Annotated in this window: 22 protein-coding genes; 11 read left to right on the forward strand and 11 right to left on the reverse strand. The window is 37.6% G+C overall.

All coding sequences use genetic code 11. The features are described 5' to 3' along the window. Positions 1-15: 15 nt before the first annotated feature. From rlmD to cysM, 3 genes are all read right to left on the reverse strand, one after another. Positions 16-1401, reverse strand: coding sequence for a 23S rRNA (uracil(1939)-C(5))-methyltransferase RlmD (gene rlmD, locus F933_RS05790; protein ID WP_005059407.1), 1386 nt, complete (start codon positions 1399-1401; stop codon positions 16-18). Between the two features lie 9 nt (positions 1402-1410). Continuing rightward, complete coding sequence (locus F933_RS05795) at positions 1411-2232, reverse strand: 3'-5' exonuclease (protein ID WP_005059409.1); 822 nt, start codon at positions 2230-2232, stop codon at positions 1411-1413. 88 nt (positions 2233-2320) lie between these two features. Then, positions 2321-3244, reverse strand: a complete 924-nt coding sequence (gene cysM / locus F933_RS05800) for a cysteine synthase CysM (RefSeq protein ID WP_034710535.1) — start codon at positions 3242-3244, stop codon at positions 2321-2323. Between the two features lie 148 nt (positions 3245-3392). Here cysM and F933_RS05805 point away from each other — a divergent pair, with 148 nt between their 5' ends. From F933_RS05805 to rsfS, 5 genes are all read left to right on the forward strand, one after another. Beyond that, complete coding sequence (locus F933_RS05805) at positions 3393-6203, forward strand: GacS-like sensor histidine kinase (RefSeq protein WP_005059411.1); 2811 nt, start codon at positions 3393-3395, stop codon at positions 6201-6203. Positions 6204-6279: 76 nt separating this feature from the next. Then, a complete protein-coding gene (locus tag F933_RS05810) occupies positions 6280-7068 on the forward strand; it encodes a crotonase/enoyl-CoA hydratase family protein (RefSeq protein ID WP_005059413.1) in 789 nt (262 codons plus the stop codon). A 278-nt stretch (positions 7069-7346) separates the two neighbouring features. Next, positions 7347-8213: an NAD(P)-dependent oxidoreductase gene (locus F933_RS05815; RefSeq protein WP_005059415.1), complete on the forward strand. Its 867-nt coding sequence runs from the start codon at positions 7347-7349 to the stop codon at positions 8211-8213. 30 nt (positions 8214-8243) lie between these two features. Then, complete coding sequence (locus tag F933_RS05820) at positions 8244-9038, forward strand: hydroxypyruvate isomerase family protein (RefSeq protein WP_005059418.1); 795 nt, start codon at positions 8244-8246, stop codon at positions 9036-9038. A gap of 81 nt (positions 9039-9119) precedes the next feature. Then, entirely contained in the window at positions 9120-9518 is a 399-nt protein-coding gene (gene rsfS, locus F933_RS05825; RefSeq protein WP_004664160.1) for a ribosome silencing factor, read from the forward strand. A 40-nt stretch (positions 9519-9558) separates the two neighbouring features. On the opposite strand, the gene F933_RS05830 is transcribed toward rsfS, so the two are convergent. Continuing rightward, the gene (locus F933_RS05830; protein WP_005059421.1) at positions 9559-10173 is read right to left on the reverse strand and encodes a hypothetical protein; all 615 of its coding nucleotides are present in this window, start codon (positions 10171-10173) and stop codon (positions 9559-9561) included. Positions 10174-10186: 13 nt separating this feature from the next. After that, entirely contained in the window at positions 10187-11509 is a 1323-nt protein-coding gene (locus tag F933_RS05835) for an ammonium transporter (protein ID WP_005059423.1), read from the reverse strand. A gap of 292 nt (positions 11510-11801) precedes the next feature. On the opposite strand from F933_RS05835, the gene F933_RS05840 reads away from it, so the two are divergent. Next, entirely contained in the window at positions 11802-12623 is an 822-nt protein-coding gene (locus tag F933_RS05840; protein ID WP_005059425.1) for an SDR family NAD(P)-dependent oxidoreductase, read from the forward strand. Between the two features lie 63 nt (positions 12624-12686). Here the strand turns inward: F933_RS05840 and F933_RS05845 are convergent, their stop codons facing one another. The 4 genes from F933_RS05845 to soxR all read right to left on the reverse strand — a co-directional run bounded on the left by F933_RS05845 (position 12687) and on the right by soxR (position 16792). Continuing rightward, positions 12687-14141, reverse strand: a complete 1455-nt coding sequence (locus F933_RS05845) for an NAD(P)(+) transhydrogenase (Re/Si-specific) subunit beta (RefSeq protein ID WP_005051599.1) — start codon at positions 14139-14141, stop codon at positions 12687-12689. Between the two features lie 3 nt (positions 14142-14144). Continuing rightward, a complete protein-coding gene (locus tag F933_RS05850; RefSeq protein ID WP_005051598.1) occupies positions 14145-14468 on the reverse strand; it encodes a proton-translocating transhydrogenase family protein in 324 nt (107 codons plus the stop codon). Between the two features lie 11 nt (positions 14469-14479). Further along, positions 14480-15607, reverse strand: coding sequence for a Re/Si-specific NAD(P)(+) transhydrogenase subunit alpha (locus F933_RS05855; RefSeq protein WP_005059428.1), 1128 nt, complete (start codon positions 15605-15607; stop codon positions 14480-14482). 699 nt (positions 15608-16306) lie between these two features. Beyond that, positions 16307-16792: a redox-sensitive transcriptional activator SoxR gene (gene soxR / locus F933_RS05860; RefSeq protein WP_005059429.1), complete on the reverse strand. Its 486-nt coding sequence runs from the start codon at positions 16790-16792 to the stop codon at positions 16307-16309. 69 nt (positions 16793-16861) lie between these two features. Between soxR and F933_RS05865 the strand changes: the two genes are divergently transcribed. From F933_RS05865 to F933_RS17375, 3 genes are all read left to right on the forward strand, one after another. Further along, positions 16862-17281 carry a RidA family protein gene (locus tag F933_RS05865; protein ID WP_005059431.1) on the forward strand — a complete coding sequence of 140 codons (420 nt, stop codon included), beginning with the start codon at positions 16862-16864 and terminating at the stop codon, positions 17279-17281. A gap of 19 nt (positions 17282-17300) precedes the next feature. After that, the gene (locus tag F933_RS05870; RefSeq protein WP_005051588.1) at positions 17301-18494 is read left to right on the forward strand and encodes an MFS transporter; all 1194 of its coding nucleotides are present in this window, start codon (positions 17301-17303) and stop codon (positions 18492-18494) included. Positions 18495-19018: 524 nt separating this feature from the next. After that, entirely contained in the window at positions 19019-19357 is a 339-nt protein-coding gene (locus tag F933_RS17375) for a hypothetical protein (RefSeq protein WP_005059433.1), read from the forward strand. On the opposite strand, the gene F933_RS05880 is transcribed toward F933_RS17375, so the two are convergent. Continuing rightward, the gene (locus F933_RS05880; protein WP_005059436.1) at positions 19344-19817 is read right to left on the reverse strand and encodes a BLUF domain-containing protein; all 474 of its coding nucleotides are present in this window, start codon (positions 19815-19817) and stop codon (positions 19344-19346) included. The two genes, F933_RS17375 and F933_RS05880, sit on opposite strands and share 14 nt — an antisense overlap. Positions 19818-20087: 270 nt before the next feature. Continuing rightward, complete coding sequence (locus tag F933_RS05885; RefSeq protein ID WP_005059439.1) at positions 20088-20306, reverse strand: hypothetical protein; 219 nt, start codon at positions 20304-20306, stop codon at positions 20088-20090. 1117 nt (positions 20307-21423) lie between these two features. Between F933_RS05885 and F933_RS05890 the strand changes: the two genes are divergently transcribed. Next, positions 21424-23100 (forward strand): Eco57I restriction-modification methylase domain-containing protein, encoded by a 1677-nt coding sequence (locus tag F933_RS05890; protein ID WP_034710888.1) that lies wholly within the window; start codon positions 21424-21426, stop codon positions 23098-23100. After that, a complete protein-coding gene (locus F933_RS05895; protein ID WP_005059443.1) occupies positions 23101-23841 on the forward strand; it encodes a PaeR7I family type II restriction endonuclease in 741 nt (246 codons plus the stop codon). It begins immediately after the preceding gene. Positions 23842-23846 lie beyond the last annotated feature (5 nt).

Genomic DNA, 23846 nt, shown 5'->3' on the forward strand with positions numbered 1-23846 from the left:
AAGCGATTCAACTTTTCAAAACTGTTGTGTTTTCTCAAACAGCGCAATTGATTCAACATGTTCAGTGTGAGTAAACATATCCATCACTGCGGCTTTTTTAAGTTGATAGCCGTATTGTGCCAGTACACCCGCATCCCTTGCCAGTGTTGAAGGATTACATGAAACATAAACGATTCTTTTCGCTCCAAAATTCGGTACATATTGCATAACCTCAAAAGCACCAGATCGTGGAGGATCAATTAATAATGCATCAAATCCTTGTTTTGCCCAAGAATGATGCGAAAAGTCTTTTGTTAAATCTTGTGAAAAGAAAGTTGCTTGAGTCAATTGATTGGCTTTCGCGTTCTCAGTTGCTCGTTGCACCATTTCATCACTTGCTTCAACACCGATGACCTGACCAAGCTCTCCAACACAATGTGCTAAAGGCAAAGAGAAATTTCCCAACCCACAGAACAGGTCTAATACTCGTTCACCTTTCTGTAATTGAAGCAATTCACATGCCAAATCAATCATTTTTGCATTTACATCACTATTAACTTGAGTGAAATCGACAGGGGAAAATGCAAACTTAACCTGAAACTCAGTCAAACTGTAATGCAAACGCATAGATGCTTCAGCATCATCAACACGGTGGAGACTTTCTATACCTTTTGGTTGAAAATATAGCTGCCATCCTTTCTGTAACGTATATTGACGCAATTGGTTGACATCCGACACATTTAATTCATCTAAGTGACGAATTAGTAATGCAACCTCAGTATCGCCCTTTGCTAATTCTATATGACCAATATCAGCTTTGCCTGTTAGACTTTCGAGTAATTTTCTCAGCTCAGGCAATGATTCGGACAAGGTTTGATCAAGAACACTACATTGCTCAATAGGAATTAAGTGATTACTGTGGTGCTCACGAAATCCCATCACTAAACGATTTTGTTTCGCAATATATCGCACCCCGATTCGAGCACGACGGCGATAATCGGTTCTGTCCGAACGAATTGGTGCTAACCATTGTTCAGGTTCCAGTCCAGCAAAATGTTCCAAATGCGATTTCAATACATTCTGTTTCAGCAAAATTTGTTGATCGGGATGAATATGTTGCAAGCTACATCCACCACATACGCCAAAGTGCGCACAAATCGGATCAATACGTTCCTGAGAAGCATCACTTTCAAGTTTAACCATTTCCGCTTCTTCTAAGCGAGTCGTTTGGTTGGTAATCTTCGCTTGAACAGTTTCACCCACCATCGCATAACGAACAAATACTTTCTTGCCATGCTTTTCTTTCGGATGATCAGGATGTGTACCATAATGCGCAATCCCACGCCCTTCATGTGAAAAAGATTCAATCTGAAAGGTATATGTTGGATATTGGGCGGGACGTTGCTTTGTTCTATGTTTCAAAAGATGAACCTAATTTTTTGGCGCAAACGTATTTGCGGTGAATACAGTATATTGCGATGTTTGCTGCCATACCTGTAAAAATTCTGTTTGTTGCGTTTGCGTTTGTAAGTAATTAATTGTCGTTTCAATCAGTAGCTGATGATCTTGTTGATTCAACTGACCTTTTAACAATAACCAACGAATATAAACCAACCATGTATTTAGAACATCCCCTTCGCAATAACTGGTTAATTTTAACCACTGCTTAGTGCGGACATATTCAGGCACTTGATATCCAGACTCGCCACGCTTACCAGGAAAACCCAATAGACACGCAATATCATCAAGTTTTTGGAAGTTTCGACCATTAAACATAGCCATCACATCCATCAAATCCACATGACGGTGATGATAACGATTTTGATAATTATTGAAGCGCTTTTGATTATCTATTTCACCTTGATCAAACAAACTTGGTGCAGATAATCCATGATACATCGCTCGAAATAAAACAACAGGTAGATCAAATTGTGAGCCATTCCAACTGATTAACGTTGGCTGTTTTTTATCAAAAATAGATAAAAACTTAGTCAACATTTCAGCTTCAGAATTTTGCTCCTGACTAAAAGAAAATAGTCGAAAACCCTTTTCATCAATCCACAAACCTGAAATACACACGATTTCATGTAAAGGTAGACGCTGAAAATCCATTCCCGACTCTTGACGGCGAATTTTAGTCAGCGCCTGCTCTACATCTGTCTCAGGTAAATCTAAATGATATAGATGAGCCCCTGCCTTTAAATCGGTCAGTGTTTCAATATCAAAAACTAAAATCGGAAAACGTAAATTCATCTTAAAATCTCTTCAAATCCCTCCCCACCTTCCTTTGATAAAGTAAGGCGTTCCCCATCTTTTAAAAAGAGAGGCTTAGGAGGAGATTCTAATCTTGAACTGAGAATAATCCCGTTGATAAATAACGATCGCCACGATCACAAATGATACATACAATGACTGCATTAGGGGTTTCTTCAGCAATTTTGATCGATGCCCAAACAGCACCGCCTGAAGAGGTGCCTGCACTGATACCTTCGGTACGTGCCAATTTACGCATGGTTTTTTCAGCTTCAATTTGTGGAATATCAATAATTCGATCCACACGACTACGATCAAAAATCGTTGGTAAATAGGCTTCTGGCCATCGACGAATTCCCGCAATGCTCGAACCATCAGAAGGTTGTAGACCCACAATTTGAATATCTGGATTTTGTTCTTTTAAATATTTAGACACACCCATGATCGTGCCTGTGGTTCCCATCGAACTGACAAAATGGGTAATTTTGCCACCCGTTTGCTTCCAGACTTCAGGGCCTGTGGTGATATAATGAGCTTCCACATTATCAGGATTTCCAAACTGATTCAGTACAAAACCATCGCCTTGTTCTTGCATCTTTAACGCAAGGTCACGCGCACCCTCCATGCCTTGTTGCTGAGTCACTTCGATTAACTCTGCGCCATAAGCCAACATTGCATCTTTACGCTCTTGGCTCATATTATTGGGCATGATGAGCTTCATTTTATAGCCGCGCATGGCTGCAACCATTGCCAAGGCAATACCAGTATTGCCACTGGTAGCTTCGATTAAGGTATCACCTGGTTGAATTTGTCCGCGCTTTTCTGCTTGAACAATCATGTTATACGCTGGGCGATCTTTAACAGAGCCAGCTGGATTATTCCCTTCTAATTTCGCCAATACAGTCGCTTGAGTATGACTTGCTAAACGTTGCAAACGTACTAAAGGGCTTTTACCGACATAAGCATCCAGTAAAAATTCATCTGCTAAAAAATCAGTTTGCGTGTTCGTCATGATCGACACCGGCATTAAGGTGGCGACTATTGTATGAAAAAATAAGAAATACTGCACCTTTTCACTGTGCTTTTTATTGACTAGTACATGCCTCGCTTATCTTAAAGCGTGCTAAGATGTTTCGCAGAATGATAAATCTGACCGCACTATGTCAAATTTTAATAAAACCTTATCTAAGCGTTTACGGCTCAATCATGCTTACGGTCAACTCATTGCACTCATTTTAGTTCCAATTGCAATTTTGACGAGTGTAGGAATTTTTTGGGTTTTATCCGAAACCACCAATGCAGCTAAGCAACAACAGCGTTCAGATGCTTCTGCAATCTTGGCGCGTTATCATGAAACTGCAACTGATTTACTTCAATTGGTACAACAACATCCAGATCAATATGATCGCGCCCAAAACATCATGCAAAAAATGTTTGATGAAAAAAATTTACAACGCGCAGTATTAATTGATAGTCAAGGTCAGACGTATTTAAGTGTCGGTTACCAAAACAATCGTTTTTGGCCGACTTTTCCTAGCGATAGCAATTTTTTTGGTCCTATCGCACATAATCACAATAGTATTTACGGTGGAAAACTAGATAAAAATAATTCAAACCCAGTTTGGTTGATGATTGAACTTGATAATCAACCTTTGGAACTTGCGCGTTATAAAATTCTATTATCTCTCGTTGCAACAGGATTGATTACCTTACTTATTTTGCTTTTTTGCTTAAATGTTTTCTCGCGTCGCTGGCTTGCTCCGCTTTATGAAATTCGGATGCAAATGCAACGTTTAAATGCAGACACCTTAGACCAGCATATTGTCGTCAATAGTACTGGCGAATTACGCCTATTACAGCGTGATATTGCCAATGTAGTCAAACGCTTACACTTTAGCTTTCTAGAATTAAAAGAACATACCGAACAAACCGAAGAAGATCTCCGCCGTACATTAGATACTCTTGAAGTTCAAAACATTACTTATCGTCAGGCACGTGACCAAGCGATTTCATCAAACCAATCCAAGTCGGTCTTTCTAGCAAATATCAGTCATGAGCTTAGAACACCACTAAATAGTATTGATGGCTTTATTCACTTATTGCTACGTCAACAAAATTTGAGTAATGAACAAAATTTATATCTGCAAACCATACGAAAATCTTCTGCTCACCTGTTGGCATTGATTAATGATGTATTAGATTTTTCCAAAATTGATGCAGGAAAATTAGAACTCGAAACAGCCCCTTTTGATCTTGAAGAAGCCATCTTTGATGTCATGGATATGCTTTCGCCGTTGGCGGCACAAAAACATATCAACATGGCATTTTACTATGCTGAAAATATTCCACAGCATGTCGTTGGTGATGCCTTACGCTTTAAGCAGATTCTGACTAATCTTATTTCTAATGCCATCAAATTCACACCTGATGGTGAAATTATTGTTCGCGTTCGCATGGAAGATGATGAAATTGGACAATGTTTGCTGCATTTTAGTGTACAAGACAGTGGTATTGGGCTCAGTGGTACAGATCGTAAAAAACTGTTTGAATCTTTCTCGCAAGGAGATGCTTCTGTTACACGTCAATTTGGTGGAACAGGTTTAGGCTTAGCGATTTCGAAGCAACTGGTGCATTTGATGCACGGTCAGATTGGCTTCGAAGACAATCAAGAACGTGCACCAACAGAAAAAGGTTCGACCTTTTGGTTTACAGCATCGTTTAAAGTTGAAGAACAAGATGAATTTGTTGAACATCCTCATTTTGATCACTTACAAGTGGTGTCATATCTAGCGCATCCTGCAACTGCGAGTGTGCTACGTTCATATTTAGAAAATTATCGTGTCTCACATATTGAGACGCAGTCAATTTTAGATTTATTCAGTCGATTAAATCATCTGAATCAGCAAGAAAATACATGGCTTATAGTTGATCATAGTGGTGATACCGAAGCATTACTCAAAGAAATCAGACAACGTTATCAAGGTCATTTAGCCGTTTACGGTTATCAAATGAGTCTTGAGCCAAACATGCTCAATGAATATCGTGCTCGTCCTCTGTACCAACCACTGAGTCGTCGTGAACTGATTCAATTATTGGGTAATCAACCTATTTTTGAACAGGAAGAAGAAGATTTTAACGGTCAAGGCTTACATGTCTTGGCAGTTGATGATCATCTACCCAACTTAATTGTGCTTGAAGCATTATTGGGTGAGTTAAACGTAACCACAACTAAAGCACTCAGTGGACAAAAAGCGATTGATATTATTCAAGAACGGATTGAACAGAAATCACCACCATTTGATTTAGTCTTTATGGACATTCAAATGCCTGTTATGTCCGGTATTGATACTACACGTGCGATTCGCTCATTAGAATCAACATTAGACACGGGTATGCAACTGCCGATCATTGCACTAACAGCACATGCCCTTGCAGATGAAAAACAAAAATTGCTCAAAGTCGGTATGAATGACTATGTGACCAAACCGATACAGATGGAACAGATTATTCAAATCCTTACGCATTGGACCAAAAATAATTTTAGCTCTCAGCCTGTCAATGTTGAACAAAAACGACCGACTGAATCGATTGATCCACAAATTTTAAATTGGCAACAAAGTGTGCAACTGGCAGCCAACAAAGAAGACTTAGCACAAGACCTACTTGGCATGTTAGTCGATAGTTTTGATACAGAGTTGACTGAAATGCAGCAACTGATAGAGATGGAAGATTTCCCACAGTTGGAACATGTATTACACCGTCTTTATGGTGCAACTCGCTATGTCGGCACGCCCAATCTACAGCACGTTTCTGGTGAATTTGAGCAATTTGTTTCTACGTTACGTAAAGAACGCCGTAAAGCCGACGATAGCTTTATTCGAGAAACCAATCATCGTTTTAACGAGTTAAATACGGCAATTGAACAAGTGAGACAAGCTGCCAATTTGGTCTTACACTCTCACGACAGTTAATGTGACTGTGGTGTCATGTTTCGCATGAAAGACTCATGCTATGCTGCCACCATCAAACACAATAAGAGTATGGCGAATGGCACTTTTACGTATTGAAAAGAACAATGGCATTGCAACAGTTTCTTTAAATCGACCAGACAAACGTAATGCAATGAGTTTTGCATTATTAAAAGAATTGGTTGCAACCGCAAAGAAAATCGAAAAAGATCGTTCAATTCGTTGTGTCATTTTAACAGGCGAAGCTCAGGTATTTAGTGCAGGTATCGACCTATCAGACCTCAACAATCCTAAAAATACAGCTTTTGCAGCTTGGGAACTGATCAAGCCAGGACAAAGTCTATTTCAAAAGGCTTTTCTTATTTGGCAGAACTTACCTATTCCTGTAATTGCAGCCATTGAAGGTTACTGTTTTGGTGCAGGTATGCAACTCGCGCTGGCTGCTGATATCCGTATTGCAACACCAAGCACTCAAATGTCCATCATGGAAAGTCGTTGGGGATTGGTTCCTGATATGGGTTTAACACGCTCATTAAAAGGTTTGATTGGTGTTGATTTAGCAAAAGAGCTGACGCTTACCGCGCGTATTTTCGATGCTGAATATGCCAAAAAAATTGGTTTAGTCACACACTTAGATAACGATCCATTAGCAAAAGCGAATACGATTGCACAAGAAATTTTACAACGTTCTCCTGATGCGATTATGGCTGCGAAACGTGTCTTAGATGCGATGGAACATCAACCTGAAAAATCGCTTCGCCTAGAGAAACTTTGGCAACTCAAATTACTATTAGGTAAGAACAGTGCACTTGCACGTAAAAAAGATAAAAATCCTGAAATTGAGTTTTTACCAAGACAATATAAATAACACCCTTCGCCTTATCAGTTATGGTGGATGGATGGTATCAAGGTCACTTGTTGCACAGAGGTAATATGAACCTAGCCTCTGTTCAATAAAGGATTTTGTTACTTTTCATCAATAAAAAATCAGGCTAAGGTCTACCAAAGATATTAAGATTCTTCATCACTGAATTAAGCTATGTAAACTTTAAACACTTATATTACATAGACGACCAATCACATTTCCAAACGTCCTATTTTCAACGAAAAGTTTAAATCAAAATACTGAGGTTATTGAGTTTCTCTATGCACATCGATCATCAAACACCAATCGCTTTTTTAGGTATGGGTTTAATGGGTACTCGTATGACTACCCGCTTGCTTGACGCAGGCTATAAGGTAGCTGTATGGAATCGCAGCCCACAAGCATGTGAACCGCTTATTCAGCAAGGTGCTCAGGCATTAACTTTTGAAAATATTGGAAATTATCCGATTATTTTGACTTGTTTAGCGGATGATAAAGCTGTTCAAAGTGTATATAGTCAAATCAAACCCCATTTGGTGGCTGAACAAATCATCGTTGATTTTTCCAGTCTATCCGTATCAGCCACTCAAGAACTGGCTCAATCAGCTCAACAGCAACATGTCACTTGGATTGACTCACCCGTATCAGGTGGAACGATGGGTGCGGAACAAGGTACGTTGGTCATTTTTGCAGGCGGTAATGCGCAAAAAATTCAAATGTTAGCGCCTATTTATCAAGTGCTGTCTCAGCGAGTGACTCGTATGGGTGATACAGGAACTGGACAAGCCACTAAGATTTGTAATCAACTGATTGTGGCAGCAAATAGCACGTTGATTGCTGAAGCAGTCGCACTCGCTCAGCATGCAGGCGTTGATACAACACTACTCGCGCCAGCGCTGGCTGGAGGGTTCGCTGATTCGAAACCATTCCAGATTTTAGCACCTCGTATGGCCACCCACACATTCGAACCAGTACAATGGAAAGTGCAAACACTATCAAAAGATCTTAACAATGCTTTACATCTAGCACAAAATTTTAATTTAAAGATACCTGTTGCACAAAAAGCACTCACACAGTTACAAGCTCACCAAGAAAATGGCTTTGCCGAGAATGATTTAGCAACTATCATTCAATATATAGAACAATAATTTAAACTTATTATTTCAGGGAGTTTGAACATGAGTAATCTTGCCGTCAATTTATCCATGATTTTTACTGAAGTGCCTTTAATTGAGCGTTTTGCCTTAGCACATGCACATGGCTTTCAGCATGTTGAAATTCAATTCCCTTATGAATTAGAAATTATTGATATTCAAAATCAATTGGAACAATACAATTTATCCTTATGTCTGATTAATGTTCCTGCTGGGGACTTGATGCAAGGCGGGAATGGTTTAGCAGGTATTCCTGGTAAAGAAGTTGAATTTCATCATGCACTTGAGCTAGCTATTCGCTATGCCACTGCATTGAATGTCCCTCGAGTAAACATTCTGGCAGGTAAACAACCTTTAGATGCAGACCTTTTACCCTGCCTAAATACCCTATCTAGCAATCTAAAGCTTGCTTGTCATCTATTATCTGAGCAAGGCATTGAACCTGTTTTTGAAATGATTAATGGCACAGATATGCCGCGTTTTCTTGTCCAAAATATTGCACAAGCACAAGAAATGTTGGAAGCAATTAATCATCCAGCACTGAAAATGCAATACGATTGCTATCATATGGCGATGATGGGCGAAGATGTTTTGGCAGGCTTACAAGAAAATTTGCATCAAATTGGACATATTCAATTTGCAGATTGTCCAAATCGTCATGAACCAGATACGGGTAGTATTGCGTATAAACAGATTTTTGACTGGCTACTTCAAAGTGACTACCGAGGTTTTATCGGTGCGGAATATAGACCACAATATCAATCAGATCAATCACTTGCATGGAAAAAGAAATACTTTTCAAATGATGTGAATACATAAACTGTTACGGCTAAAATTTGAATTTTCTAGAGAAAAACGGTATATTCAAAGATGAGCAATTGTCAGGAAAATATACCCTCTATGAATTTAGAACCATCGCCCAGCGCTTCTAATTCTCACGACCTAAAAATCAAAACAGCTAACAAAGATGTACATGCTTGTTTAAAAGTTGTACATGAAGCCCTCACTGATGTAAAAGCCAAAGATATTCTTGAACTTGATGTAAGTTCTATCAGTAATGTTGCCGATGCAATTGTGATTGCAAGCGGTACTTCAACACGTCACGTTAAAGCACTTGCTGATAACGTTGCTGATGAAGCACGTAAAGCAGGTTTTCGTCCAATCGGTGTCGAAGGTGAACGCGATGCTGAATGGATCTTAATTGATTTAGGTTTCGTCGTTGTTCATGTGATGTTACCTACAGCTCGTAAATTTTATGATCTTGAAAGCTTATGGCGCGCGCCTGAATCAGTAGCTTAAAGTTCTACAAAAAGCGACCCAATTGGTCGCTTTTTCATTTCTACAATAATTGTTTAAAATCAATCTCTGGATTCTTCAACTTTATCTGATTTTTAGTTAGAGCATACAATTGATCAGCTTTTACAGGTCCATAAAAGTCGCAATAAATCACATATAACATCGTGATCATTACACTATACATCTCTTGTGGAATTTGCATTAAACATTTTCGCTCCGAGCCTGCAACATAAAAAAACTGTGCTAATTGCCGATGTTTTTTCATCTTGGTTTGGATTTCCTCAACAAATTCAAGATAATCATCTCGACTGACTGCTTTTAAAACCTCCATAATAAAATCATAAAACACTTCAAATAAACCAAGCTCATTTAAATTTGATTCAATAACAGCAGCATCTTCTTTCTTAACCTTTAATCGTTGTTGCTTTTCTACTACCGATATTTCGTGCAAAACTTGGCGCAACATTTCCTTGCGTTGTTGACGAAGTTCATCATTGGTACAAATTTCATTTAAGAATCGATTTAAAACAAAAGAAGGCTGATGACCATATTCAGTCTCCCAATATTTTAAAACACGCTGTAAAACAGTTTCAGGTAAAAATTGTGCGAGTCCCTTCTCCACAGCCAAACGCTTTTGCTCGATCGTTAACTCAGCCATAGCAACTCCTCTGTTAATGACGATGCGTAATATTGTCTGTTTCAAAAGTTAAATCTCTTTGAAACTCTGGATAAGACAATTCTGCGTGTTCGGTATAGTCCAAACCACGTTGCTCGTGTTGTTGCGAAACTCTTAAGCCACCTAAAATCTTATCTAAAACTTTAAACATAATTAAAGCAACACCAAACCCCCAAAGGAATCCAGCCCCCACCCCTAGTGCTTGGATTGAAATGATGTCTAAATTGAATATATTGCTTTCAAAGAATATCCCCGCCGCAAGTGTTCCCCATGCGCCACATACACCATGTACTGCAACAGCATCTACAACATCATCTAACTGCATTTTTTCAATTAAATAAGGAACAAAACTCATCAGAAAACCAGCCACAGCACCAGTTAAAACTGCATAAATGGGTGACATGGTGGCACAACCAGCTGTAATAGCGACCAGCCCGCCTAATGATGCATTAATGGTACTGCGCATCAACACTGCTTTTGATTGTGCTAGTGCCAGAATCATGTAGGTTACAGCCGCAGCGCATGCCGCCAAATGAGTGTTTAATGCAATCCGACCAATACTTACACTTGCAGAAACAGTCGATGCTGCATTAAAACCAAACCATGCAAACCAGAGAATAAATCCACCTAAAGCAACCAATGGTAAACTATGCCCTGCTAAAAAATGGCTTTGTCCTTTACGACCAAATCTACCTAAACGTGGCCCCAATACGATAATACCTGCAAGTGCAACCCAACCACCGATTGAGTGCACCACAGTTGAACCAGCAAAATCAATAAACCCCAAGGCTTTTAGCCAACCATCACCACCAAATAAACTGCCCCACGCCCAACTGCCAAACACTGGGTAGATCACACCACTTACAAAAATTGCGCTCACCACGTAAGCAACAAAATGGATACGTTCAGCCATCGCACCACTTGCAATTGTGGTCGCAGTGGCAGCAAACATCATCTGAAAGAACAACAAATTCCAATGCCAATCATCCATTTGATTTGGCATAAAATGACTCAGACCTATCCAGCCTGTTTGATTCAACCCAAACATGAGACCGAAACCAAATAACCAAAATACCAATCCCCCAATACAGGTATCCATATAGTTTTTCATTAATACATTAACGGTATTTTTACTGCGAACTGAGCCACTCTCAATAAGTGCAAATCCAGCCTGCATGAAAAAAACTAAAATACCTCCAACAACCACCCAAACACTATCAAGCGAGATACGAATTTCTTGAATATTGGGTGCTGTTTGCGCCGAAGTTTGAGATGAGAGAAATAATAAGAATGGCAAAATAAAAATTATACTTTTCATTGAATTCCCCAAGTAAGACCAAGTAATTCGATGCAAAGACAATGCCAAAACGTTTATATAATTATTTTATACTTTCTGTGATTTATATTTGTTCTCAATAGAATTAAGCTGCTTTAGCTCATATGCAATATACATATTCTTCAATCATCTATTCACTTTCTATAACTCCGTATTTTCATAATCAAAGTTAAGTCTTTCATTTGTAAAATTTGACATGACAAATTGTCAAATTTAAAGCACTATAGGATTGCTTTAAAAACTCAGAAATAAAAAGTAGCAAAGGAGTATATAGATGAAAGTTTTGATTACAGGCGCGAATACAGGAATCGGTTTCGCAACTGCTGAGCAATTGGTCAAACAAGGGCAACATGTTATTTTGGCATGTCGCAATCCACAAAAAGCACAAGCTGCTCAAGATAAATTACGTGCATTGGGTCAAGGACAAGTTGATCTTATTTCCTTAGATCTAAACAGTCTAGGAAATACAAATAAAGCTGCCAATGAAATTGCTGATCGCTACGGCAGTCTTGATGTCCTGATTAACAACGCAGGACTATTTGCCAAAACCAAGCAACTCACCGCTGATGGCTTTGAACAACAATTTGGGGTGAATTATCTCGGTCACTTTCTTTTGACTCAAAAACTACTCCCAGTATTAGAAAAATCAGCTCAAGCTCGTATTGTACATCTTGCTTCAATTGCACACTGGGCAGGTTCAATCAAACCTAATAAGTTCCGTGCAGAAGGTTTTTACAATCCACTGTTTTATTATGGGCAGTCTAAGTTAGCGAATCTTTTATTCAGCAATGCCCTGGCTGAAAAATTCTCAGGCACCACTATTACCAATAACGCATTACATCCTGGCGGTGTTGCATCCGATATTTACAGAGAACTACCAAAACCTGTTTATGAAGTTATGAAAATAGGTTTAATACCAACTTCAGTTCCCGCAAAACTCATCACTGAAATGGCGATTGGAGATCATTGGGCAAACCGCAATGGCGAATATGTTAGTGCACATATGCCAGACTGGAAATCAGCACATGCTAAAAACCAACAGCTTGCACGTGATCTCTATGCTCAATCTATGAATTTTGTAGAAAAATATCTTTAACTTATTAGAACGAAATAAAAAAGCCACCCGAGGGTGGCTTTTACAATCTTGAGCGAGGTCAGATTAGTGACCACCACCATTGATTGCTTTCGTCATATCTTCAACAACTTTCTTCGCATCACCGAAGATCATCATGGTTTTTTCATTATAGAACAAATCGTTGTCTAAGCCAGCATAACCTGTTGCCATAGAACGCTTGATCACCATGATGGTACGTGCTTTATGCGCTTCAAGAATAGGCATACCATAAATTGGTGATGTCGGATCGTCTTTCGCCGCAGGGTTTACTACGTCATTCGCACCAATCACAAGTACTACGTCTGTTGCAGGGAAGTCTGAGTTAATCTCATCCATTTCCAAGATGTCTTCATACGCGACATCTGCTTCTGCTAACAATACGTTCATGTGACCAGGCATACGACCAGCAACTGGATGAATCGCGAAGCGAACTTTTACGCCCTGCTCTTTTAAGATTTCGCACAATTCTTTAACCGCATTCTGTGCACGACCTTGTGCCATACCGTAACCCGGTACAATCACAACGCTATCGGCATTTGACATCAGAAAGCCTGCGTCATCTGCTGAACCAGAACGGTGGTTACGTTGAACTTGCTCACCTTTGTCTGCTGATGCAACTGCTGTACCACCCATCGCACCACCAAACAATACGTTGATGATTGAACGGTTCATTGCCTTACACATAATGTAAGAAAGAATTGCACCAGAAGAACCTACAAGCGAACCAGCAACGATCAACATATTGTTTTCAAGTGTGAAACCAATACCTGCTGCCGCCCAGCCTGAGAATGAGTTAAGAAGTGATACCACAACTGGCATATCACCACCGCCCACTGGCGCAATCCAAACCCAACCAAATGCAAGTGCAAGTGCTGTCATTGCCCAGAAAGCAGTCATGTTATTCGTTAAGAAGAACATAATGCCTGCCGCAAGCATTGCAGCAAAGATAAGCGCTTGAACAGGTTTGACCCATGCACCAGAAATGGTTTTTGCCCATTTCTTCGCAGCTAACTTGCCGTAAGCAAATACTGATGCAGTAAAGGTAATTGCGCCAACAAAGCAGCCAACAAACAATTCAAATAAATGAACCTTACTCATGTGAGCATGTTGTACGCCAGCAGCTGTTAACGCAGCTTCATTTTCAGCAAATAATGCTGTCAATTGGTTGTTATGCAAAATTGCAGCAATTGCAATTAATACCGCAGCCAAACCAACCAATGAGTGCATCAATGCAACTGTTTCAGGCATTTGCGTCATTGGAACTGTTCTCGCACGAGCGATACCAACAATACCACCTAATACCATTGCACCAACGATCATCCAAACTACTGGATGTTCTGCAACAAAGAAGGTTGTTGCTACAGCAATCGCCATAGCGATCATGCCGTAACGGTTACCTGCAATCGCAGTCTTAGGACCTGATAAACCACGTAAGGTTAAGATAAAAAGGACGGCACCGATCAGGTAGAACCATTCCGCATAGTCTCGAATAAATTCCATCGATTAGCCCTCTTTTTTCTTTTGCTTTGGCTTGAACATTTCAAGCATACGCGCAGTTACAGCAAAGCCACCAAAGATATTGATACTTGCCAAGAACACCGCAATCGCACCAAGGACACTGACAACGTTTACGCTTTGAAATGCAACATTTGCATCTAATCCAATCACTGGCATACCCACAGTTTGGATCATTGCTCCAACAACAATAATTGAAGACAACGCATTGGTTACTGCCATAAGTGGTGTATGTAAAGCAGGTGTTACACCCCAAACCACGTAATAACCCACGAAGATAGCAAGGACGAAAATTGTAATCGTTTCAACCATGAGAACTCTCCTTAACCGCGCTTGAGCAGTACTTGACCGCCATGAGTCACGAGTAACGCTTTTTGGATTTCTTCTTCTGGATTAATCGCAAAGTTTTTGTCTTTATCGAATAATGTTTCAAGGAAATTGAAAACGTTACGTGCATACAATGCAGATGCTTCTGTTGCAACTGTGCCTGGAATATTTGGAATACCCAAAATTTTCACGCCATTTTCAGTAACAACAGTTTCGCCTTCTTTAGAACCTTCAACGTTACCGCCCGTTTCAACTGCCATATCTAAAATGACAGAACCCGGTTTCATTTTGGCAACGGTTTCAGCTTTAATTAAACGCGGAGCATTACGACCTGGAATCAATGCAGTGGTGATTACGATGTCAGCATTTGATACAGCTTTATCTACAATCGCAGCTTGATCTTTGATGTATTGCTCACCAGGCTGCCAACCATAACCACTTTTCGCAGCTTCAGCAGCACGTTGTTTTTCTTCATCTGACATTGGTACGTCTAACCATTTACCGCCTAAAGACTCAACTTGTTCTTTAGCCGTTGGACGTAAGTCAGTTGCTTCCACAACCGCACCTAAACGTTTTGCAGTCGCAATTGCTTGAAGACCAGCAACACCAACACCCATGATCACAACACGCGCAGGTTTTACGGTACCCGCAGCAGTCATTAACATTGGGAACATACGTTGATATTCAGCCGCAGCTAACAATACAGATTTATAACCCGCCAAATTTGCTTGAGAAGAAAGTACATCCATATTTTGTGCACGTGAAAGTGTACGTGGAAGTAACTCTAAAGCAAAAGCAGACACTTGCTGAGCAGCAAATTGGTCTAATTCTGGATTGCGGTAAGGGTCAAACATTGCAATAACAGCCGTATTCGCCGCAAGTTTTTGAATTTCGTCACCGCTAGGAGCACGTACCTTCAAAACAATCTGGCTGCCTGTATAAGCATCGTCCGTAATAGTTGCGCCAACTTGTTCATATGCACTGTCAATATAGGCTGCTTTAACACCAGCGCCACGTTGAATGACAATGCTATGACCTGCGTTAATCAACTTCTTAACTGTTTCTGGTGTTGCCGCTACACGACTTTCACCTGCAACAGTTTCGGTTGGGATTCCGATCTGCATGAGCGTTCCTCAAGCTAGTTTTTCTTAAGTAAACATCGCGAGTCGCAATGTTTCCCCCAGGAGTATTCTTTGTTGAATTTTGGATTCTAATGGAACTTTTTTAAAATTCCACCCAATATTTATTTAATAAATACCTATATTTTGAACTGATGATTCAGATTAATGTTTACAACTTGTATAATCAGTATGTTTGTCTGCTTATAAAGAAAATTACTTCATCTTTACAAGCAATATCGGAAAGTCTGATTATTCAGAAACATTGACCGATCTACTGCTATCTTTATCGAACATTTTTTGACAACAGTCCTAACATTTAATAAATAAAAATTAGGTTTAGTCTCATCATCATTGAATAGCAAATAGCCTGTCCCTACATCTAATGCTGTATTGACAGTCATGCTATTAATTATTGATTTGAATTTGCATCATAAGCATGCAATTCATCAGAAGTATTGGCTTATTTAAACTTTTATAGCGTTTTTAGTGCGACTCTTGCGTTTCGGATACAGCCCTAATTTTGTGTGAATAAGCATATAAATTGACTTATGAATATTTGTAGGTCGCTTTGTATTATCACAGACGAGTACTATTAAAAATAAATGTAAAAATTTGAATTGGCATTTTTTCAAGTGATATTTGTATAACTTTGTCTAACCAAACCACGAAAACCGCACAAAATTAGTGCAAAATCTCGTTTATTTAATCTATCGTAATATTTTTCTGATTTAATAAAAATAAAATTTCCTGAAAATGTGCGCCCATAGCCTCTTCTGCAAGGCAATCATTTGGATTTCGGAGTGGGCATTGTTCCAAAGACAAACAACCACAACCAATACATTGATCTAATTGCTGGCGTAACTGGAGTAACATCATAATTTGCTGATCAAGTTGTCCTTGCCATTGTTGTGACATGACTTGCCAATCTTTTTTTGTCGCTACTTGTTGTTTAGGTAAAGTCATAAAGGTTTGTTTAATTTGCTGCAAACTAATTCCTACTTGTTGGGCAGCTTTAATAATCGCAATGCGTCTTAACATTGCTCTCTGATAACGACGTTGATTACCCTCGGTTCGAGTTCCCCAAATCAACTCTTTTTCTTCATAAAAACGAATGGTCGGCACACTTACGCCACTGCGTTTTGCGAGTTCACCGATACTCAACCAAGAATGTGCTTGCTCTTGTTTCAAAATATGCTTGACCTCTAGTTAACTTGAGCTTTGATACTAACATATCTCAATTAAATAGAAGGTTATGCAATGATTACAATAGATACTGGAGCCTTCAGATGTATCAACCCTGAAGCATTATATGACCCAACGCCAAATGGTTATAGCCATGTAGTAGTGATACAACCCAATATGCGAATTATTCATATTGCTGGGCAAGGTGGTGAAAATAAAAAAGGTGAACTTTCACCAAATTTCGACCAACAGCTACAACAAGTATTTTATAATATTGAAATAGCACTTAACTCAGCCCAAGCACAGTTCAACGATATTGCAGTTCTACGCGTACTCATTGTCAATCACAATGCAGAAAAACTTCAGATATTGACAGATGCCATTCTTAATATATGGAAAAAATCTCCTTTGCCAGTATGTACACTTATTCCAGTACCGTGCCTAGCACTGAAAGATATGCAAGTTGAGATTGAAGCAACTGCTTATACCGCATAAATCTGCCCAAGAGAAAATTATGTCTACCTCCCAAGATATTAGTCAAAATAAAGCTTTACTCTGGTTTATGGCGGCAGCATGCGGTTTGTGTGCAGGTGCAAACTATTATAGTCAACCGCTGATTCATTCTATCCAGCAATACTTTTCAGTCAGCCAAAGCCAAGCAGCACTGACCGTCACTTTTGCACAAGTGTCTTATGCACTTGGTTTACTGTTTATTGTTCCAATGGGAGATGTGGTTAACAAAACTAAATTTATTCCATTATTAATGGCACTATGTGCAGTTGGATTATTTATCAGTGCATTCTCTATCAATCTACCCATGCTTTGGGTGGGTACAGTTATGGCTGGATTATTCTCTGTCGCAGCACAAGTTTTGATTCCTTTAGCAACCATGACAGTTCAGCCTGAGAAAACAGGCGAAGTTGTCGGCTTTTTAATGAGTGGTTTACTGGTTGGTATTTTACTTTCTACTAGCTTGGCAGGTTTGTTTTCCAATCTGTTCCACTGGAAAGTTATCTATGTGGTGAGTGGTGTTTTGATGCTACTACTCGCGTTTGCATTAAAAAGCCGCTTACCTTATGTGATGAAAATGAAGCTGAATTATGGACAAGTTTTCATTTCGATGGGGAAACTGTTAAAACAGGAAAAGCGTCTAGTTTTAAGAGCACTCACTGGTGGCTTCGCTTTCGCAGCGGTGAGTATTTTATATTCCACGATTGCCTTACTTCTGAGCTCAGCCTATCAATTACCAGATTTATTAATTGGTATGGTGACTTTAGTCGGTATTTTTGGCGCTTTATCAACTCAATATATCGGCAAATATGCTGATCAAGGGTTTACCAATCAACTCACATGGATAGGTTGTGCTTTGTTTATTCTGAGTTGGATTTTTTTCTATTTCGGGCAAACCTACTTATTCAGCTATATTCTAGGCTTTGCATTAATTCAATTGGCTTTAGCGCTGGTACATACCAGCAATCAAAGTATTATTTTCCGATTACGTCCTGATGCAAAATCACGGATTAATGCCATTTATATGACTGCCTATTTCACTGGAGGCGCATGTGGCTCAGCACTTGGTATATTTGCATGGAATCACGGTGGCTGGACGATGACCTGTTTAGCAGGGATTAGTTTAGTATTTGCCTGCATAATCTTTAGTTTAATTGATAATCTTTTAAATCAAAAACAAAAAAGCATTTCTTGCTAAATATCTCACTGCAAATATTGCCTTCATTTTTGAAGTAATATTTGCAGGCATAGTCTTATTTTCAACCATCTTTTTAAATTGTTTATCTTTCAAAAAATAGCTAAAAATGGAGTCATAATTAATATGACAACATATTGTTGTGTTTTGTTAAAATTGTAAACATCAAAAAACCACAACAATAAAATAAGCACCTGTTTTTTATAAAATTAAATAATCTTAAAAATGTAATTTTTGATCAAATAATAAACTATTGTAAGTCATATCTCACAATCGTGTAAGCCAAAAGCGTATTTTACAAGCAATTGATTTTTTTGATAATTAGCAACGTACATACAAGCAATCTTTACTATTAAATAGAAAGCTGAATATTAATGAAGAGATCTGGAGAAAAAACAAAGCAATCTTTATTAATATAAAAATGCTTAATAATAGAAAAGTATCTCAAATAAAGTACAGCTATGTACAATCTTCCCTCTGGAAACAGAGGGAAGGTTTTCTCAAATTTTTATGATAGGAAATAGAATATGTTTACTGCAAAAAATATTTTTGTATTTTTACTATCAATATTAAGCTTATGCCTATTGCTCATTTTATTTAATTTTTTAGGTTTTAATGAGACACTCAATCTCACCATTTCAGCCAGTATTTTTGGATTATTTATAACTTGGTATTTCAAAGGTAATGAGTTTTGCTTAATCCTCTTTGCATTTTTTTATGCTTCGATGCTCATCATCAGTCAAAGTTTGGATGTGATATTGATGTTCATGACATCCACAGCAATGTATCTACTCACAATCAAAGTTATTCCTAGGTTGAGCAATATTGATAGCAAAGCACTGTTTAATCAAACTAGAACGGATTGACACCTCGGTTCAACATACCAACCTTTTTAAGACCAACGGGTATCTTACTCTGCTCTGCAATCAAAAGCTCTTGTAGAAAAGGGGTTAAACTCTGCTCATTTAAACAGCTAGGATTGAAATTATTCTCTCCTAGCTGAAGAAAAAAATATTCAATATTGGTTTCACGTTGCACATATTTCATTGACCATTTTTTAAAAGAAAATTGTTCAATGACATAACTACTAATATGTTTGACACTATGATGCCTTGAATCTGCGATTATTTTTTCGAAGATGCGCTCTACAGCATTCTTCTCCCCTTCTAAACATTGAAAGAAAGCATTATCAGCATAATACAACACACCGTAAATTTGATGACGCGTATTGAAATCTCTCGCTTCGGTGAGGATATCACGTAAATCTTGTAATAAATCATCGCCTTCATCGTTTCGCTGACTGGAATAACATAGGCGAATTTTCATAAACAATTCCGTGAAACTTATCGTTTCATCATGTATAGATTTTTTAATTTATCATATGTTTATATCAAACAATAAAAAAACAGCAAAAATTCAATTTATTTTAAGTGAATCTCAAATATTGATAAATTTTAGTTTAGATCAAAATCATTGAACCGATACTTTATAAAATATCACTTGGACTTGCTTGAAATAAACCCACAAAAAAATTGTGGATTTATTACATAGATTAATGCAGCTTTACACCCTTTCAATAACGCTCATTTTCCTTACTTAAATTGGGTCGACTGTCTCTACATATCTATAAATGCAACCATCTTTTGGATTTTCATAAAGCAGGTCAATATTGGGTAAAAGGATGTCACCTTCTACTTCAATTTGTTCAATCCGCTTAAACAAAGGAACTTCTTGATCACTCAATTCTTTAATTTTAGCGACTGCTATCTTTTCAGATTCAAATTGATCCTTCACCTTGATTTTTATATTATTCATTAGAAACTCCAGTTCTACTCATTGAAAACCATAAAGAAAGTAAAATGATGGAATTGAAAACAGTCAATTACATCGTAAAAAATTAAAACAAAACGTTAGGCCTGATTTTAATGAAGTAATTTTTGTAGAGAATATTCACATCTTTCGACATCGTCTCAAACAAAATATCCTAAACTTTTAATTAAAATTTATAACTGAGAACACCGACTTGAAATGAAACTGTAAATCCGTTGATTCCAAGTTTAGATTCAAGATGAAGTCTTTAAAAAATTGATCAGAAAATCTCAGAAACAGAATCATTCACACCAATTAATCAAAATAAGCCTCATCTATAGCAAATTCATTTGCTCATCAGTTATGTCAAGCAATATGGCAAATTCAATAATCAATTGTCGATAAAATGGTTGTAACTAAAAATATTGTTTATTGTTTTTATTAAATATAAACAAATAGTTAAATAAAATAGTAGTTTTTCAAAATTACAATCCGTAAATTAATTAAGTGATACACATCACATTTTTACTTTATAAAAGTAATCATTTATTTCTATGGAACGTTAATCATTGATGAAATGTACTGATATTATTTTTATGTTAGTATTGCGCCCCGCTGAGATGTCTAAAAATTAGCATCTTTAGTTCGTTTTTCAATCCACTCGCTTTTCTTCGACACATCACATGTCAATCGTAACTTGCAGAACAGTAATATTCTGCCATTACTTTTTTATGTACTAAATGTGAAGTAAAGATAAACTAATCAAAAGCAGTTTTAAGACTCTGATTATTGTTGTCCAACATTGAATTATAGGTATGATTTTTAATGAATACTGAACAAAACATTAAAACAACTCAAACACCAAGAATCAGTGTCGCCCCAATGATGGATTGGACTTATTTTTTTAAATAATTCATATATTACAATAATTTAAATAAAAAAATAATAATTATGGTGTAAAAATGGTGCAAAATAAAATTTAGCCTTAAAAAAGGCTTATAAATTTTTTATGACATCTCAGTTTTATCTAAATGTAAATGTTAAAATTAAAAAATTATACCCATTCTGATTGATGGTCATACCGACTTTTCTAAAATATTTGACTGTAGTAGATGAAGCACACATGAGCGCTAATTTTTTTAGTAACTATAAAGCACAAAATGAAATGGCATCTCGTGGAGCAATCTATACACGATCAGAAGTTGTAAATTTCATTTTAGATTTAGTTGGCTATACAGATGATTGTGCTTTATACCACATGAGTTTATTAGAACCATCTTTTGGAGATGGTGACTTTCTTCAAGTTGTAGTAAAACGACTAGTCAATAGTTGGAAAAAAAACAAAAGTATCAAAAACTTAAGTTTTGATACCCTTTTCAATGCAATTCGTGCAGTAGAAATCCATAAAAATACTTTTGAATCCACACGCTTTAAATTAATAGAACAACTTAAGAATGAAAATTTCACAAATAATCAAGCAATTCAATTAGTTGATAATTGGCTCATAAAAGACGATTTTCTTCTAACATCAATAAATCAGTCATTTGATTTTGTCGTTGGCAATCCTCCGTATGTTCGTCAGGAATTAATTGATAATCATCTCATCTTAAAGTACCGCTCATTATATAAAACGATCTATGATCGAGCAGACCTTTACATCCCTTTTATAGAGCGATCTCTCTCCCTTTTATCAATAAAAGGATCTTTAGGTTTCATCTGTGCTGATCGATGGATGAAAAATAAATATGGATCACCATTAAGAAAATTCATATCAGATAATTTTCATTTACAAATTTATGTTGATATGACAAATACCGATTCTTTTCATTCAGATGTTATAGCGTATCCTGCGGTTAGTATTATTACTAAGAAGCCTGGAAAATATACACGTATAGCTCATCAGCCTGAGATTTCTTCTCAAGTCTTGTCAAATTTATCTCAATTGATTCTATCAGAGAATATTCCCCAAGATTGCTCATCAGTGAGAGAGCTAGCAGGTGTTGTCAATGGGTATGAACCATGGATATTGGAATCAAAGGACCAAACCGATCTTATTCGACGTATCGAAAATAATTTTCCTCTATTAGAAGAAGTTGGTTGCAAAGTAGGTATTGGAGTAGCTACTGGCGCAGATAAAATTTTTATTGGCAAACATAATGAGCTAGACATAGAAACTGACCGAAAGATCCCTCTAGCTACTACAAAAGATATCATTTCTGGGAAAATGCATTGGATAAATCAAGTTGTGATCAATCCATTTGAAGATTCTGGAGAACTTGTAGATCTTGAAAAATACCCCAAATTGAAAAAGTATCTAGAAAATCATAGAGAAATTATAAGTGCTCGTCATTGTGCTAAGAAGAACCCTTCAAATTGGTATCGAACAATTGACCGTATAACCCCATCTTTATTATCACAAAAAAAATTGTTAATTCCAGATATTAAGGGCCAAGCACATATCGTCTACGAAGATGGAAATTTTTACCCTCATCATAATCTCTATTATGTCATATCTAAGGAATGGGATTTACATGCATTACAAGCAGTATTAATGTCGTCACTTACCAAGCTATTTATAAGCACTTATTCAACAAAAATGAAAGGTGGTTTCCTTAGGTTTCAGGCTCAATATCTACGAAGAATCCGACTTCCACTCTGGGAAACAGTAAATGAAGCTGTACGTAATGATCTAATTAAAGCCGCTAAAGAACGCGATTTATTTATGTGTAATCAAGCCACTTTCAGACTTTATCAACTAACTACTGAAGAACAGACAATCCTAGGGGGAGCTGGAAATTAAATGACTCTAAATTTAGTAAATTATGAAAAAAAAGCAGAAGATGCAGTCAAATTATTTTGGGGAAATCGTGAAGCTGCAAAGCTAAAACAAATTAATATAGGTAAGGCCGATCAAGGAGAACGTGCTAGTGTTACAGCTGGAAAAAATATGGATGGCTTCTTAGAACTAATCCTTGAAGTAATTAAGCAAAATGGCCTAGGGCATGCTGAAATTTATCAGAATAAAGCAATGCTAACATTACCTGGATATTTTCGTCCTACTAAGCTATGGGATCTACTAGTGCTTTATAAAGGAGAGCTCATTGCAGCTATTGAACTAAAAAGCCAAGTTGGACCTTCATTTGGTAACAATTTTAATAACCGCACAGAAGAATCTATAGGTACAGCACATGATTTATGGACGGCATACAGAGAAGATGCTTTTGGAAAACAACCAAGACCATTCATTGGATGGTTGATGATGGTAGAGGATGCTCCTGAGTCGCGTAAACCAGTTAAAGATAGATCTCCCCATTTTCCTATTTTTGAGGAATTTAAAAATGCCTCTTACCTCCAACGCTACAATGTTCTATGCCAACGTTTAGTACAAGAACAGCTATATACAAATGCTACAATTTTAACTTCAGAAAGATCCGCAGTTACCGATGGAAAGTATTCTGAATTATCCAATATGACAGGTTTAAAAACATTCATAACGTCATTAGCTGGTCACATCGCAACTGCTGCTGCACGATTAAACTGAGAACT

The organism is Acinetobacter beijerinckii CIP 110307 (genome assembly GCF_000369005.1).
GTDB lineage: Bacteria > Pseudomonadota > Gammaproteobacteria > Pseudomonadales > Moraxellaceae > Acinetobacter > Acinetobacter beijerinckii.